The organism is uncultured Holdemanella sp. (assembly GCF_958348295.1).
In the GTDB taxonomy this organism is placed as follows: Bacteria; Bacillota_I; Bacilli_A; order Erysipelotrichales; family Erysipelotrichaceae; genus Holdemanella.
Window position 1 is genome coordinate 1 of sequence record NZ_CATVYQ010000019.1, and the last position, 17,426, is coordinate 17,426.

The window sequence follows — 17,426 nt, forward strand, 5'->3', positions numbered from 1 at the left end:
CAATTTTTTGCGATTTCATGAGCCATATTGTAGTAATCTTCTAATTGATCATCACTTGGTGTGTAACATTGGCTGATCACATCGTGGCATGATTCAATTCCAGACTGTTGCATTCTTGTATCGATTTCTTTGGCAACTTGGTTAAACCATCCATATGCGGCAAAGGCCATACCTTTTTTATTTTTGAACTTACATGGACGAATGTGTTCAAGGAAAGCTGCAACACTTGGTGCCATGACATTATTGTACGTACCAGATCCGATACATACAACTTTAGCATCCATAATTTCACGCATTACAATACTTGATTTTGTGTCGGATAACTTATAGACTTTGACATCCATACCAGCATCACTGAATCCTTCAGCTAGACTTTCAGCAATTTGTTGCGTATGTTTCCATACAGATTCATATACAATTACGGCTTTATTTTCTACTTTTTGAGCAGCGATACCCTTATATGTTTCAATGATATCACCAATATAGTCTTTCCAGATAATACCATGAGCAGGCATGATATATTCAATGTCTAAATTCATACCTAGAATAAGGTTTAATTTAGCTTGTACTGGTGTAGTATATGGTAAAACAATATTCGCAAAGTATTCTTTGGCTTGTTTTAAACAATAAGCTTTATCTAATCCTTCATCCGTTAAGTTAAAGTTTACAATATGTTGTCCAAAAGCATCGTTTGAGAATACGGTTTTTAATTGTGGACAATACGTCAACATGTTGTCTGGCCAATGAATCATCTGCATTTCAACAAAGACAAAATCATATTTTCCAGTATTGATTGTATCGTTTGTCTTAACCACTTGATAAGGGACTTGATCAAAGTATTGTTCAATCATATTTTTCTTACCAGAAATAGATGCGTAGACTTTTGCGTTTGGATATTTGGCATAGACTTTTTTAAATCCTCCAGAATGATCTGGTTCAGTATGTTGAACGACGATATTGTCGATTTCTCTTCCTTGTAGTACGGATTCAACTCTTTCCAATAGTTCTTCTGTAAATTCTTCTTCTACTGTATCGAATAATGTAACTTCATCATCTACCACTAAATAGGCATTGTATGTACATCCTTCATCAATTGGATATAAATCACCATGGAAGTGGCGGTTGTTTAAGTCTCTTACTCCGACCCAGTATACGTTATCTATAATTTTTTTAGCTCTTTTCATTTTGATTCACCTCTTTCTTTATTTTAAAATTTTTTATGAGTTATGTCTATTCATTTGCACACTTTTACATTTTTTAAATAAAAAATATAAAAAGTATACTAAAAAGTGTAAGTGTTTTCTTTTTCTTGAGAGTATAATAAAAGCTAGGAGGAATTGTCGATATGATTATTCAAAGTAAAAGAGTTTGGGTGGTAAATACTTGGTTGGCAGCCCAAATTGAAGTAGAAGAAGGAAAAATTGTTAATATCTATCCTTATGGCCAAAAAGATGTAGATGAAGATTACGGAGATAAGAGAATTATTCCTGGATTCATCGATGTGCACACACATGGTGCTTATGGATTTGATACAAATGATGCGAATGAAGAAGGTCTTCGTAACTGGATGAAAAACATTGTTAAAGAAGGCGTCACTGGTATTCTTCCAACAACAATTACACAGTCTGAAGAAGTTTTGACAAATGCAGTTAAAAATGTTGCGAAAGTTGTTGAAGAAGGCTATGAAGGTGCAGAAATTTTAGGTATTCACTTTGAGGGGCCTTACTTGGATCAAATTTATAAGGGAGCTCAACCTGAACAATATTGTGTAAAACCGGATTTAGCACAATTTAAACGCTATTTAGCAGCATCTAATAATTTAATTAAAATCGTTACAATGGCTTGTGAACATGATGATAATTTTGAATTAACTAAATTCTTACGTGCAAACGGAATTGTATGTAGTCAAGGACATTCAGGAGCTACTTTTGAACAGGCTAGATTAGCGATTGCGAATGGTGCAAACTCAATGACTCACGTATTCAATGGTATGACTAAATTCCATCACCGTGAACCAGGATTGGTAGGAGCTGCAATGCGTTATAGAGATGTATATGGTGAAATCATTTGTGATGGAAATCACTCAACTTATGAAGCATTAAATGATTACTTTACCGCAAAAGGACCAGATCACTGTATTATGATTACAGATTCATTGATGGTTAAAGGTTTACCTGTTGGTACAAAAGTATTATTTGGTGGTAACGAAATCGAATTGTATCCAGATGGAAGTGCTCACTTAACAGACACTAAAGGTCTTGCAGGAAGTACATTACATGTTAATAATGGACTTCGTATTCTAGTTGAAAAGGCAATGGTTCCTTGGCAAACAGCTATCAATGCATGTACATTGAACCCAGCTCGTATGTTGAATGTGGATGATCGTAAAGGATCTATTCAAACAGGAAAAGATGCAGATTTAGTTGTATTAAATGATGACTATTCTGTTGAAATGACATATACAAAGGGAACAAAAGCGTTCTAGTCAACAAAAGCACATTTCTCAATGTGCTTTTTTTATGTTTTCGCGATGAAAATCATCTTTTAATTGTTTGTCTGTGATGACCATGTCAAAATCATCAACATTGGCAATTTTTGACATATATTTTTTATTAAATTTTGTATGGTCGACCAAACAAATTTTTTTATTGGAAGAATCAAGAATGGCTTTTTTAACTAAGGCATCACTCATACTTGGAATGGATACTCCATAGTCTAAATCAATTCCAAGTACGGAAATAAAGGCTTTATCAATATAATAATTTTGAAAAAACTGAATTGTACTTTCTGATAGTGCAGCTTGTGTAATTGGATTATAGGTTCCTGGAGCCATGATGATTTTAGCTTTTGTGTTTCGATCAACATATTGAAGAATCTTCCAAAAGTTAGTGAATATTGTGATCTTTTTATGATGGATCCTTTTAAAGAGTTCAAGACAAGTGGTGCCACAATCTAGATAGATGGAATCTCCGTCTTGAATGAGTGTGCTTGCAAATATCGCAATGTCTTTTTTGTCCGATTGAGACATGCCTTCTTTGATTTCAAAAGCAGGTTCTGCAGAAATAGACTCGTTTAATGTAGCTCCTCCATAGCTTTTTGTGGCCAACCCTTGATTTTCTAAGATGTCTAAATCTCTTCGTATTGTCATTAATGAAACGCAGTATTGATTTGCGAGTTCATTAACTTGCACAGTTTTATCTTTTTTTAGTTTTTCATAAATCTCATATCTTCTTTGTGTTGTGTTCATACATCTATTAAAACACAAAATAGAACATAAAGGAACATGTTCTGATGTGTTCATTTAATATTATATGTTTGATGTGAAATGGATATTGAAACTGATATTATCTAGTGTTAGGATACAGATGAACTTAAGGAGGATCCATCATGGAATTGATTATTGATTCATCAAATATTGAACAAATTAAAGAATTAAACGAACTACTAACAATTACTGGAGTTACGACAAATCCTACAATTCTTACAAAATCAGGTAGAGAAGCAATGGATGTCGTAAAAGATTTGTGTGAAGTATTGAGTGAAGATCAATTGTTGCTTATTCAAACCGTGCAAACTTCTTTTGAAGGAATCATGGAAGAGGCAAAAATGATTTCTTCGATTCGTAATAAAAATATGTATGTGAAGATTCCTGTTACACATGAGGGATTAAGAGCTATCAAAGAATGTAAAAAATTGGGCATTCACACATTAGCTACAGCTATCTATACGGCAGATCAAGCATTCTTAGCAGCTATGAATGGGGCTGAATATTTGGCACCTTATACAAATCGTATGTGCAATTATGGTGATGGTGTACAAGATGTGAAAGACTTGATTGAAATGTTGAGAGTGAATCATATGCCTGCAAAAGTTATTGCGGCAAGCTTTAAAAATACTTATCAAGTGCATGAATTGATCAAAGCAGGAATTCAAGCTGTGACTGTTCCTTGTGATGTTTTATATCAAATGATTGATCATCCAGGAACAAAGATTGCGGTTGGAGAATTTAGTGTTAATTGGCAAAGAGCTTATAATCGAAACACTTTAGAAAAGTAGACTTGTCTACTTTTTTCTTTTTGGAAAAATATTAGCACTTAAATGTTGACAGTGCCAAAAAGAGTGTTATACTATCATTAGCAATCATAAAGAGTGAGTGCTAAGTACAAGGAGGTGCTTATTATGAATATCGATCAAATGTCAGAGCGTTTGCAGAAGATTTTAATGGATGCCGTAAATTTGGCTAAATCCAACCAACATCCTAGTGTGGATACAGTGGATATGTTGGAAACGATTTTTAAGGATGATGTATTGGATGGCTTATTTGAGCGTATTGGCTTAGATAAGACTCGTGCCTTACAGATGGTTCAACAAGAATCAAATCGTGTCGCAAAAAGCTCAACTAGTAATATAAATTTATCAAATGAAGTTCAAAAATCGTTTGAGGATGCACAAAACTGGGCAAGTCAACATGATGAAACTTATTTATCGGTTGCGAGTGTATTTTTAGCATTATTATTTAATCGTTCTTATATTTCAAAAGAATTGGTAAAAACTTTTAACTTAAATAAGGATGTTTGTTACAAGGCAGAACTAGAGCGTCGTAATGGAAAGAAATTTGACACACCAAATTCTGAAGAGAATGTAGAAGCCTTAAAAAAATATGGTCGTGATCTAGTGCAGGATGTGCGTGATGGTAAGATTGATCCAATCATTGGTCGTGATGATGAGATTCGTCGTGTAATGCAGATTCTATCTCGTAAGACAAAGAATAATCCTGTTTTGATTGGTGAGCCTGGTGTTGGTAAAACAGCTGTTGTAGAAGGTATCGCATGGCGTATTATGAAGGGTGATGTGCCTGAGTCATTAAAAGAAAAGAGATTAATTGAATTAGACATGGGCTCTTTGATTGCCGGTGCTAAATATCGTGGTGAGTTTGAAGAACGTTTAAAATCAATTTTGGATGAAGTGAAAAAATCAGATGGACAAATTATTTTGTTTATTGATGAAATTCATAACTTGGTTGGTGCGGGTAAAACAGAAGGCAGCATGGATGCAGCTAACTTATTAAAGCCAATGTTAGCTCGTGGTGAACTACATTGTATTGGAGCAACAACATTTAATGAATATCGTAAGTATATTGAAAAAGATGCAGCTTTAGAGCGTCGTTTCCAGAAAGTACAGGTGGCTCAACCAAGTGTAGAAGATACAATTAGTATCTTGCGTGGATTGAAAGATCGTTTTGAAAGTTATCATGGTGTACGTATTTTGGATGAGGCTTTGATTGCGGCAGCTACAATGTCTGATCGTTATATTACAGATCGTTTCTTACCAGATAAAGCTATTGATTTAGTGGATGAGGCTTGTGCAACATTAAAGGTAGAAATGGAAAGTATGCCTCAAGAATTGGATGAGTTGCAGCGTAAGATCTTGCAGCTTCAAATTGAAAAGACTTCGCTACAAAAAGAAGAAGACAAAAGAGCAGTTGAGCGTCGAGAAGAAATTGAGTCCGAACTGGCTTCTTTACAATCTAAGCGTGATGAGATGCATTCTAAGTGGGAAGATGAAAAACGTGGTTTGGCCAATGAGAAAGAGGATAAACAACGTTTGGAGAAGGCTCGTTTGGATTTGGAACAAGCTCGTAATGAGGCTCGTTATGAAGATGCGGCTAAGCTTCAATATGGAACGATTCCCGAATTAGAGGCTCGTATTCAAAAAGAGCAGACAAGTCAAAAAGAAGATGCTTTGATCCAAGAAACAGTTAATGAGGAATTGATTGCGAAAATCGTTTCGAGATGGACGGGTGTAGAAGTAACACGTTTAGTTGCGAGTGAAAGAGAAAAATTATTGAATTTAAAATCAGAACTTGAAAAACGTGTTGTTGGACAAGATGAAGCTTTGGAGTTAGTAACAGATGCAATTTTGCGTTCTAAAGCACAAATTCAAGATGAGAATCGTCCGATTGGATCGTTCATGTTCTTAGGTCCTACAGGTGTTGGTAAAACAGAAGTTGCCAAAGCTTTGGCTGAACAATTATTCGATGATGAAAAACACATTGTGCGTATTGATATGAGTGAATATATGGAAAAACACAGTGTGGCACGTTTAATTGGTGCTCCTCCAGGATATGTTGGATATGATGAGGGTGGTCAATTGACAGAGGCTGTTCGTCGTAATCCATATAGTATTGTATTATTTGATGAAATTGAAAAGGCACATCCAGATGTATTCAATGTGTTACTTCAAATTTTGGATGATGGTCGTATTACAGATTCTAAAGGTGTAACGGTTGATTTTAAAAATACTATTATTATCTTAACGTCAAACTTAGGTAGTCAATATGCCTTTGAATCTGGAGATATCCATGAAAAATATATGGAAGAAGTAAAGCGTCACTTTAAACCAGAGTTCATTAATCGTATCGATGAAATCATTGTCTTTAATGCATTAAATGATTCTGCATTTATTAAGATTGCACATAAATTTGTTGGTTTACTACAAAAACGTTTAGCAGAGCGTGACATTACATTAAATGTGAGTGATGCCGTGTATAATCAGATTGCCAAAATGGGTGTTGATCCAGTGTATGGCGCTCGTCCAATGAAGCGTTATATCCAAAGAAATCTTGAAACACAGATTGCCAAGGAAATGATCAAAACAGGCGCAATGCAAGGGGATGTAATCAATGTGGATTGTCAAAATGGACAATATACATTTGATATTCAAGGAAGATAGTTAATTATCTTCCTTTGTTTGTTTGGAGGTATAATAGAGAAAGGAAGTGATATTTATGTCTTTAAAAGAGTGGATTCAAGAAAGTAATAATATAGTTTTTTTTGGTGGGGCTGGTGTATCTACAGAAAGTAACATTCCAGATTTTCGTAGTGATAACGGATTATATAAAAAGAAATACCCATATCCAGCTGAAATTATGTTGTCGCATAGTTTTTATCTTAGTCATCCGAAAGAATTTTTTGAATTTTATTTTAACCAAATGATTTATTTAGATGCCAAACCAAATAAGGCGCATCTTGCACTATCAAAATTGGAGCAGATGGGTAAATTAAAGGCTATTGTTACACAGAATATTGATGGTTTACATCAACTTGCGGGTTCTAAAAATGTATATGAACTTCATGGAAGTGTATTAAGAAATACATGTACACATTGTCAAACGAAATATTCTTTAGAAGATATGATGAAATATAGGGATAGCGATGGTATTCCTAGATGTCCAAAATGTGGTGCTATTATTAAGCCGGATGTAGTGTTGTATGAAGAAGGTTTGGACGAATATACTTTGTATTCAGCCGTTCATGCGATTGAACAGGCAGATCTTTTAATTGTAGGTGGAACAAGTTTAGTTGTATATCCTGCGGCTGGTTTGATTAATTATTTCCATGGTAAACATTTGGTATTAATAAATAGAGACAGTACGAACATGGATTCAAAGGCTGATTTAGTCATTCATGATTCAATTGGTAAGGTTTTAGATGATTCACTATGTGAAGTTTATGTGAAATAAACACTAAACTTGAAATTTAGACACAAATAAACTAAAATTTTATCATGTCAGAAAGAAGCAATAGATCTTTTATTCGCGATGGAATATATAACATAAATCGAACAATGCAGCTTGATCCTGCAGCGCATTCAAAGTGGGAAGTATTTTGGCTGTATCCTCATATTAAGGCAATTGGTTTACATCGTATTGCCCATTGGTTCTGGGTGCATGATCATACATTTATTGCGCGTTGGATAAGTAATCGAGCAAGACATTGGACTGGGATTGAAATTCATCCTGGAGCTCAAATTGGTCGAGGATTGATGATTGACCATGGTATGGGCGTTGTGATTGGAGAAACGGCAATTATCGGGGATGATTGTCAGCTTTATCATGGCGTTACATTAGGTGGTACGGGGAAGCAACATGTTAAAAGACATCCTACTTTAGAGGATGGAGTATATATTGGTTGTGGAGCTAAATGTTTAGGAAATATCACTTTGAAAAAAGGATGTCGTGTAGGAGCAAATGCGGTACTTTTAAAAGATGTGCCTGAAGGGGCAACTGCAGTTGGCATTCCTGCAAAAATTATAGAGAAGAAATAGGTGGTTGTATGTGGAAATATCGTTGTAAATCCCATTTAATAGCTATGGTTGTAGCTTTTGTGGTTGGATTAGGATTAAGTGCAGTTGTATTTTCAAGTGGAGTTGATGTCAATTCAGATATGATTTCAAGTGCATTAAGTTCAGTTCCTGGTGTTGATGCACAAACATTAAAACAAGTCTTATCTTATTTGCAAAATAATATGTGGATTTTATATGTTGGGGATGCCCTATTGATTTCGGGAATAATTAATATTATATATATTGGTCAATATTTATCAGCACGTTTTAATATAAGTCCATGGATTGTGATGTGTTTAATATTTTTCTTACCAGAATACATGATTTATATTGGAACTCTGCTTGTGATTCCAGCATTTATTGTATGTATTTATGGTATGTTAAGTTTACGCTCTAGTATTTCAAAAGAACGTAGAGAATTTAATTTTTCGAGTGATGATGAATTAGTTCGTATGTATAAGATACATCACAATTTAGATGAGTCTTATAAGGAACTTGCAAAAACGTGTCGTAAAAATGTAAAAAAACTTACGGGCATCTATGCTTTAGGTATTGTTGCTTTGTTTGTGATTTTAGGTGTTGTAAATAATATTATGCTTTTAGCTATATTATTAATGTTCTATTTATTTGCGTTTAATATTGTTTTAAGATATCGTGCTGTATCGCTTCTTCCAATCACTAAACTATTGTATGAAGATTGTAATCCAGAAGCGTGTGCGAGTGCTATTATTTATTATTGCACAAATTCTAAAGGGCATACGCGTCTAACTCAACATACATTGCTTGCACAATGCTTGATTTATTTAAATGATCCTGAACTTGCACAGGATGTATTGATTAGTTATCCAAGAAAAGATGCAGCAAGCTCATTACAATATTGGTCATTGATGTCTTATATAGATTATATGTTAAAAGATGAAGATGGGCTATCTCGTTGTAAAGAAGAGGCTCAAAATGTACGTATGCATTATGGACGTGCAGGTGTCATGATTCAAAGTGAAGAAATGGCAGCAATTGAAAATAAGATTCACTTAATGGATGGTGAATTTAATACTTGTAAAAAATACTACTTACAAGGACTTCAAAGGGCAAATTTTGCATTTCAACAAGTTGATTCATGTTACTATATTGCCTTGATTTCATTTGTTGAGGAAGACTATAAATTGGCTCGTATGTATTTTGAAAAGGTTGTTGAACTTGGTAATCGTATGTATTTTGTAGAAAAAGCTAAAAATTATTTAGAAAAGATTGACAAAATCAATCCTGAAACAACCATTGATGAAGTAGAATATTCGTAGTAAATGAAAAATAGATTTCACAAAATCCAGTGATATGGCCAAACATAAATGTGAACATAAAACTCAATCCAATGTTGATATAAAATAGGATTGAGTTTTTATTTAAATTAACTGGAATAAAAAGAAACCATTCAATTATAAAAGAAGCTACAAAGATTATGGATAACCATACATGTAGATCTTTTAAAAGGGTAACATCATTATATGGAATACTACATGATAGAATCATGCCTATACAGATAAGGGCATGATTTTTTTTATTGTATCGAACATCATATTTTTCCCATATTTTTTTTGAATAGAAATAAAAACCTAAAGCTGAACTTAATGCCCAAAAAAATAAGTAAATAGGTCGATGCAACTGGTTGCCAATATAAGTTTGATTATCATAAAATACGTCGATCCAAAAAAATGGAAGAATATTTAGAATGGTTTGGATTAAATAAACGTGTATATATGTTAAAAATTTCATCATTGTTTCATTTTAGACAAAAAAAAGAGAAAAATCAAAAAAAATAATAAAAGTTTTCTCGAAAAACTACTTTTTAAAACGTTTAAGAATATGGAGGTGATGAAATGTGTGAATGGATTGAACAAGATTGTATGGATGAAAATCACTTGTATGTGCATCTTAAAGATCCTAAACTTTTAGATCTTTCTATTTTTGATCGAATGTCAAATGATGATTTCTGCTTACCTTGCATGTTGACGAATCAGAATAGCGCCTCGATTGTGTATGCGATAGAGGGCTTTATTCCTTTACACGATTTTTTAAGTCAATATGTTTTTGAAAACGAAGAGGGATATATTTTTTTACATCAACTTTTTGAACAAGCAATTGCATCAAATCGAAATAAACCAGTTTTATTTGATCCGGATTATGTATTTGTTTCTCCTTTTGGTGATCGCTTTGCGTTCATTGTAGTTCCAATTCAAATAACAAATTGGATGTTTCAAAGGGATATGTCAGAAAAATGGGTTGAATATATCGCAAAAACAATGCAGACGACTACAGCGTTTGAAATTCCAGGATTCTTGTTAAAATTTTTAAAAAGCACGGAATTTAGTTTACCCAATCTTGTTTTGGGGTTAGATAATATTCGTGAATTGTATTATCCAAAGAAGTTTTCATTTTTTAAGCATAGACGAATACAAACGTTTAAAGTCAAAGAACCCATACAAGCTTTTCATAAAAACAAACCTGTTGAATCTATTTTGGAAGAAAAAACACAACTTCTACAAGTTCAAATTAATTTTTCAGCTTATTTAATGAAGGGAAAAGAGAAATATTCTTTGGCAAATGAAATGAATTTGATTGGAAGAGCTATGAGTTGTGATGTACGTTTTCAAGATTCGAGTGTATCTTTGAAACATGCAAAAATTATTTGTGAAAATGAAAGATACTATATTCAAGATTTAAAGAGTACTAATAAAACATTTTTAAATGATAAAGAAGTCAAAAGAAAAATGCGTTTAAAAGATGGAATGCATATACGATTTGGGGATGTCGAATGTGAATTTAAAGAACAGTAAGTATCGGATTTTAGACTCGTATAATTGTAATGTATTTCGTATCCAAGATGAATTAAGTACTTGTATTTACATATTGAAGGTTTGTGATGAGATGGAATCGGATCGTTATAAACATCAGTTTAAAACAGAAATTGATGTACTTTCAAAATTAAATTCTTTACTGGTACCAAGCTTAGTTACGTGTTTTGAAGAAGGAACGTTACAGTGCTTTGTAGAAACTTATATTCCTGGAATTAGCGCAAAACAATTTGTTCAACAATATAAAGGTGTAATTCAAAGGTATCGATTATTGTTTGATGTTTTAAGTGTCTTACAAGCTGTGCATGAAATTGGATATCTCTATATCGATTTAAAATTAGAAAACATCATATATTATCAAAAACATTTTTATTTGATTGACTTTAATGCATGCATAGAAAATCATGCACATGTAGCAATTATGGCTTCTAAATCGAATTGTGCACCTGAATTAATGAATTTAAGCAAAAAAGATATTCGTTGTGATATTTATGCGCTTGGATCTTTACTTCAAGAAGTTTTTGGTGTTGGGATGATACTCATAATTTATTTGTGTCATCAAAAAAAAGAAAGAAGAATATCGAATTTATCAATATTTAAGTTTTTGATTATCATACATATTTTAATTCGAATACTACTTGTACTTTTATTATGTATTCTGTCTGTCTTCTCTTTATTTAAATGTACAAGTCCCAAAAATGTATTTGATGCTTATTATTATCATCATCAGATTGCCATGTTTGAAAAGGCGTATAAAGAATCGAAATCTAAAGATCGGTTGTATATGTGGATTAGTAATGGCTGGATATTAGATGATGTATATGTCAATAAGCAAGCATCTATATTTCTAATGAAGGAGGCTCTTAAAACAAAGGATGCTACTTTGATTCAATATATGTATGATCGTATTTCATTAAACAAGACACCAGAACTTGAAGCATGTGCATTGATTTATTTAAAACCTACAACTAGTACCATTGCTCGTTGTATGCGTTTGGTTTTAACTAGCGATATGTTGTTGAAAGATAAGCTGGATGTTGTGAATCAATGTCTACAAATCGCCATTCACGAAGAATTAAATGTTTCATTAACTCCAATAAAAGATTGGCTTGAAAATGTAGAAACAAATCAATTGTTGAATTATTCAAAAGAATTTGAGGATTTAGGATGTAATTATTTAGAATATTTATTTTTATTAAGAAATAAGGAGAGTGAGATCATGGAAATACCCTTAGTGTTTATTGATAATTTAAAAAGCAGTCGATGGAATGATTTGTATGCGTTTTGGAGGAGTTTATGATGTGGATGCAAGATGTTGTGTATACAAACTATATGGATTGGCAAGAAACAAATACATTTATAAATGGTGTGGCTTCAGCAAGTGGGAATGTAGAATTATTGTTTAACGAAAAAGTAGATCGAGATACTAGTTTAGTCATATATGATGGAAAACAAATAGATTTAAGTCATGAGCATACATATATTGATATTCAAAAGGAAGGGATAACACAGTTAGTTTATATTTTAAAAGATATTGATGGTTATGCCCTAGAAGAAGGAGAAAAAACAATTCTTTTGGATACAACTTTACCGAATATTGTGGTTAAGACAAAGGATTGTATGATCAAAGATGTTTTACCTTTGATAGATTGTGAAAAAGTACATGTACAAATTTTAGAAGAAAATGTTGATCATGTAGATGTTTATTTGGATGATGAAAAAGTTGAATTCGGAAATCTTGAATTTGATTTGGATGTAAGTACAAAAAATCGAATCATAAAAGTTCTTTGCCGAGATATTGCGGGTAATGAAATTGAAAGAAAAATTGAAATCTTACCGATTGTGTTTCCAGAATGTTTACTTCAAGAAAGGACATACGTAAAAGATAATAAATTAGATTTAGGTTTTGAATCGATTTGCGAGATTCCACTTCATTTACATGTATATTGTGATGGAAATTATTTATATTCTATAGATTTAGAAAATAAAGATTTTGCCACGATTGATTTTGGTAAAAGCGGTGTATATACATTTGTTTTAGAACATAAAGAATATCCACATATAAAAAAAGAACTCCAAGGTTCTATCGTATATTCGAATATTTTACCAACCCTTACGTTGCAACCATCAGCCAAAGTATCTAATGAAGATGTATTTGTGAATTTAAATTGGAATGTTCCATATTTAGAAAGAGGCTATATTGATGTAGAGCTAAATGGAATTAAAGATCGGCATTACTTGAACGAAACAATACATTTATTTGCTGTAAATAATCGTGATCTTTTTTATAAAGTAATAGCGTATGCCAAAGATGCTTTTGGCAATGAAGTATGGGATCAGGTGATTGTGCAAATTGATAAACGTGCACCATCTACAAGTTTATATGTTAATAATGAACAAATATTGGATAAAACGATAATCAAAAAACTGCCAGAATTTGAATATCGAATGGACGATCATAATGCGACTATGAAAGTGGAATATTATTTGAATGGAATATTTATGGATATGGATATTGAAAAAATATTTAATCGCATGGTAAGGGATGACATTTTAAAAGTCGTAACATATACAACAGACACTCTTAACAACCTAGAAAAAAAAGAATATGAGTTTGTGTTTAGTCCAGATAAAGAGAAGGAAATCATTTCTAAAAGCGAACAATTAACAAATAAGAATGAAGTTGTAACATTTGAACGAATATGGAATGTAAATGATAAGAATGAACTAGTATTGACAAAGAGTGTAAAAAAATTTCAAAAACAATCAAAACCAGTAATTCATTATTTACGTAAGAAGAATAAAGTTCAAATATGGACGGAAGATACAATCGAATATGTCTTGGTCAATGGAAAAAAAATAAATATAAAAAAAGATGTATTGGGACATGATTTTATTGAATTATCTTTAAAGAAACATAAAACGAATATTGAGGTGAAAGTTAAAAATGAATCAAATAGGACTTCAACATTAAAAAAAGAGGAAGTGCGTAAACAGTTAAAAATATCATTTATACAGAAAATATGGATGTTTATTAAAAGAATATTGAATTTATGAGTAGACTTTGGATATATACAAAAAATCAATGTGAATGTTTTGATGTAGATTCAATCAAGGAATATTCAGGATTTTTATTTGTGAAGAAAAGTCAGGGACTTTGTATTTTTTATGGACAAAACAAAAAGATATTAAAATTTAATGAATCTTGTACGATTTTAGATACATCATTCTATTTAGAAGAAAAGGAAAGTCAAATTAGTTATTTTCCAATCGCATCAAAGATACAAATAGGAAGAAGTGAATTGTGTGATATTCAATTATGTGCAAAAGGTATTTCCCGATTTCATTTTAAGATTGAAGATGGAGTGTTGACCGATTTAAACAGTTTAAATGGTACATATGTTAATACAAGAAGAGTAAATACATGGAATCTAAAAATACAGGATGAAATAGTAGCTGCGAATATTCGTATGATTTATTTAAAAAACTATCTATTACTAGACATGGTAGATAATCCATATGATTCAAAGAATATGGAAGTTGAAGGCCCAATTTTTTATGCATCAAATTTTAATGCAAATTTACCAGCTATTCAAAAATTTGATATACAAATGCCTCAAATACAGCGTGTTGTACATAAACAAAGCTTATTTAGTGCGATTGGACCTTCATGTATGATTGCAGGTTCTGGTTTTGTATCTAGTATAATTATTGGATATCTACAAAAGCAAAAACTTGATACCTTATTTACAAGTATGATCAGTTCACTTACTATGGCGTGTACATTTATGATTTATGGTTTATACAATCGAAGTTATCAATACAAATTGAGTTTGAAGGAAAGTCAAAAAAGTTTAGATATGTATGATGCTTATATAAATCAAATGTATGAAAAGAAAAATAGGCTTCAACAACAATTTGAAAAAGAAATTTATACATATATTGAAAAGTATATGACGGCTTTTAAACATGAAACTTCTGATGTTGTATATGTTGGTTGTACGGAATCAAAATGGTGTGATATTTCTTATCGTGAAACATCTTACGAATATGCATCAAATGATTTAGTGATAAAACGGGATAAATTGATCCAAACCTTAAATTCGAATGTGATGCAACCGATTTTTTTAAAAGAGGGTGAGGTTTGTTGGATTAATACAGATATAAAAGAAAGTATCATTTTATTTAATAATTATCTTTTGTATTCTTCAAAAAAAAGAAAATGGTTATGGATGCAAGAATTTGAGGGGATGAAGGATATTCTATTAAATCCATATTGTAGGGTAAATGAAAAGACAAATAAAGATTTGATTGTAGTAAGTACAGATTCTAACTGTTTTCCAGATGCATTTTTTTGTTTGATTTATGTTGGAAAACAAGAACCATCTTTTCATTATGACTATAATATTCAGACTGTTCATATATCGGATTTAAATATAAATAAAAAAAGGTATCTTTTAAAATCACAAAATGTAGATTTTTATGAAACATTACTAAAATCTAAACCTATTAGGAAAAATAAGTATGTAATGAAAGTTCCTGTTGGAATTAGTGCATCAAATCAAATAGTGGACATGGATTTTAAGGAGTATGGTTTTCATGGCTTGGTCGCAGGTATGACAGGTTATGGAAAGAGTGAATTTATAAGTTTTTTATTGATGATGATGATTTGGCATAATGCACCTAGTTACTTTCAATATATATTAATCGACTTCAAAGGCGGAGCTTTTGGACAACCTTTTTATGAATTTGCGCATTGCGCAGGAATTGTCACAAATTTAGATACACAATCTATGGAACGGTTTTTTATGAGTATGAATTTCGAATTAGAAAAAAGACAACGATTATTCTTAGAAGAAAAGGTTTCTGATATCAATGCGTATAACGAAAATCACACTCTCTCACATTTATGGATATTTGTTGATGAGTTTGCACAATTGAAAGTAAAATTTCCGCAATTCATGTCACAGTTACAAGAAATTGCACGTATTGGTAGATCTTTAGGGATACATTTAGTCCTTTCAACGCAAAAACCTTCTGGTATAATTGACGATCAGGTTATGGCAAATACGAGTTGGAAAGCTTGCTTTCATGTGAATAATGTTCAGGATAGTCGTGAAATTCTACAAAATGAAAAGGGTTATGCTTTGAAGAATCCAGGGGATATGATTTTACAAGCTAAAAATGAGTGTATGGAATGTAGAAGCTTTTATCTACAAAAATATGTGGATGAAAGATCATGGTATGAAATTAATGAGCGAAAAGAAGTGATTCAATCGAAACATCATTCAAGTATTCGTGTTGTGGATGCATTAAAAGAAAAAGTCAATGCATTAAAGGAAGAAAAATCATGGGTATTATTGCCAAAAAATATTTCAAAAGATGTTTTTGGAGTTTTAGATCTTCCTTTTATACAAAAGCAGTGTCAGCTTGTTTTTGATCGTTTACAGCTTATATATACAAAGCGTCTAGACGTTGTATTTAGTCTCTTACATTATTTTAAAGATGAAACCATTTATGTATATGGATCCAATGTATTAAATGATTATGTAGATTTTAACTTTTATAAGTCTAGGTGTTTTCATCAGATACAAAGTGGAGTTTGTATTATTTTTGAAGATGAAAATCTTGATTTATCTTTATTGAATGAAAATGTGTGTGCGTTTGTCTTTACAGATAATGAAAATTCTCGGTTGAAATGGATTCAAAACAAGTATGTGTTTGATGTGGAGAGTTTAGATGATAAAAGAATATATTTTGACACCTACCAATTGCCTTCTTATCTAAACATGACATGTTATGAAAATGCATATGTGGAATGTATTTATAATCGAGTAGTAGAAGATAAGCTTAAAAGAAAAAAGTGTAGATCATTTTCATATCGAAAAGAACGAAATTGTATTGGTTTTGAAAGTCAAAGTGATCATCCTGTATTTATTGATGAGGAAAGGAAGTTTTATATTTTATATATGCATGAAGAATACAAGGATAGAGTTTATCAGTTATGTGAAAATCTTTCGCATCTTAAGATCAGTTCGAACTTAGATTCTAATAGTGATGTATATATTGTTTGTGTAGATTTTAAATTATTGACAAACGAAGTGTTTCAAAAAGCTTTATATCAGTCACAAGTATTATGGGTTGGCTATGGATTGAAGGAATATGGATATACACTAAGGCGTAAGCTTCCTTATGAAAGCTTTGATTATGTGTTTTTTAAAGATCAAAATGAAGGGATTGGAATTAATGAATGAGATAGGTATATATCTTTCTTTTGATCGAAGAATGATTTTTGTTTCTGAATCGTATCGAGTACAAGATTTTTTTGATGAGTTTTTAGAGTATGAAGTACGATATGTGTTTAATGTTACAGTTATGTGTTTTTTGGATTTGAATAAAACATTTAAAGAAAATCATATTGCACATTGCGATATGTTGATTTATGGGAGGTAA

At 31.7% G+C, this 17,426-nt stretch carries 13 protein-coding genes; 11 read left to right on the forward strand and 2 right to left on the reverse strand.

Features of this window, described 5'->3' with window-relative positions; genetic code table 11:
• Positions 1-1,184 (reverse strand): FprA family A-type flavoprotein (locus Q3907_RS04920; protein ID WP_301897522.1); only part of this gene is annotated, 1,184 nt, incomplete at its 3' end.
• Between the two features lie 161 nt (positions 1,185-1,345).
• On the opposite strand from Q3907_RS04920, the gene nagA reads away from it, so the two are divergent.
• Positions 1,346-2,485 (forward strand): N-acetylglucosamine-6-phosphate deacetylase, encoded by a 1,140-nt coding sequence (gene nagA / locus Q3907_RS04925; RefSeq protein WP_295561093.1) that lies wholly within the window; start codon positions 1,346-1,348, stop codon positions 2,483-2,485.
• Positions 2,486-2,503: 18 nt separating this feature from the next.
• On the opposite strand, the gene Q3907_RS04930 is transcribed toward nagA, so the two are convergent.
• The gene (locus Q3907_RS04930; RefSeq protein WP_301897523.1) at positions 2,504-3,247 is read right to left on the reverse strand and encodes a DeoR/GlpR family DNA-binding transcription regulator; all 744 of its coding nucleotides are present in this window, start codon (positions 3,245-3,247) and stop codon (positions 2,504-2,506) included.
• Positions 3,248-3,387: 140 nt separating this feature from the next.
• On the opposite strand from Q3907_RS04930, the gene Q3907_RS04935 reads away from it, so the two are divergent.
• From Q3907_RS04935 to Q3907_RS04980, 10 genes are all read left to right on the forward strand, one after another.
• Positions 3,388-4,056, forward strand: coding sequence for a transaldolase family protein (locus Q3907_RS04935; RefSeq protein WP_301897524.1), 669 nt, complete (start codon positions 3,388-3,390; stop codon positions 4,054-4,056).
• Between the two features lie 123 nt (positions 4,057-4,179).
• The gene (locus tag Q3907_RS04940; protein WP_301897525.1) at positions 4,180-6,732 is read left to right on the forward strand and encodes an ATP-dependent Clp protease ATP-binding subunit; all 2,553 of its coding nucleotides are present in this window, start codon (positions 4,180-4,182) and stop codon (positions 6,730-6,732) included.
• Between the two features lie 49 nt (positions 6,733-6,781).
• Entirely contained in the window at positions 6,782-7,522 is a 741-nt protein-coding gene (locus tag Q3907_RS04945; RefSeq protein WP_295646884.1) for an NAD-dependent protein deacylase, read from the forward strand.
• A gap of 44 nt (positions 7,523-7,566) precedes the next feature.
• On the forward strand, positions 7,567-8,106 hold the full coding sequence (gene epsC, locus Q3907_RS04950) for a serine O-acetyltransferase EpsC (protein ID WP_301897526.1): 540 nt from the start codon (positions 7,567-7,569) through the stop codon (positions 8,104-8,106).
• 8 nt (positions 8,107-8,114) lie between these two features.
• The gene (locus Q3907_RS04955) at positions 8,115-9,422 is read left to right on the forward strand and encodes a hypothetical protein (RefSeq protein WP_301897527.1); all 1,308 of its coding nucleotides are present in this window, start codon (positions 8,115-8,117) and stop codon (positions 9,420-9,422) included.
• A 576-nt stretch (positions 9,423-9,998) separates the two neighbouring features.
• Positions 9,999-10,955, forward strand: a complete 957-nt coding sequence (locus Q3907_RS04960) for an FHA domain-containing protein (protein WP_301897528.1) — start codon at positions 9,999-10,001, stop codon at positions 10,953-10,955.
• Positions 10,927-12,273: a protein kinase gene (locus Q3907_RS04965; RefSeq protein WP_301897529.1), complete on the forward strand. Its 1,347-nt coding sequence runs from the start codon at positions 10,927-10,929 to the stop codon at positions 12,271-12,273. The genes Q3907_RS04960 and Q3907_RS04965 overlap by 29 nt, the downstream gene beginning before the upstream one ends.
• Positions 12,270-14,030, forward strand: a complete 1,761-nt coding sequence (locus tag Q3907_RS04970; protein WP_301897530.1) for a hypothetical protein — start codon at positions 12,270-12,272, stop codon at positions 14,028-14,030. Before Q3907_RS04965 ends, Q3907_RS04970 begins: the two co-directional genes overlap by 4 nt.
• On the forward strand, positions 14,027-17,227 hold the full coding sequence (locus Q3907_RS04975) for an FHA domain-containing protein (RefSeq protein WP_301897531.1): 3,201 nt from the start codon (positions 14,027-14,029) through the stop codon (positions 17,225-17,227). Before Q3907_RS04970 ends, Q3907_RS04975 begins: the two co-directional genes overlap by 4 nt.
• Positions 17,220-17,426 carry a hypothetical protein gene (locus Q3907_RS04980; protein WP_295562247.1) on the forward strand — a complete coding sequence of 69 codons (207 nt, stop codon included), beginning with the start codon at positions 17,220-17,222 and terminating at the stop codon, positions 17,424-17,426. Before Q3907_RS04975 ends, Q3907_RS04980 begins: the two co-directional genes overlap by 8 nt.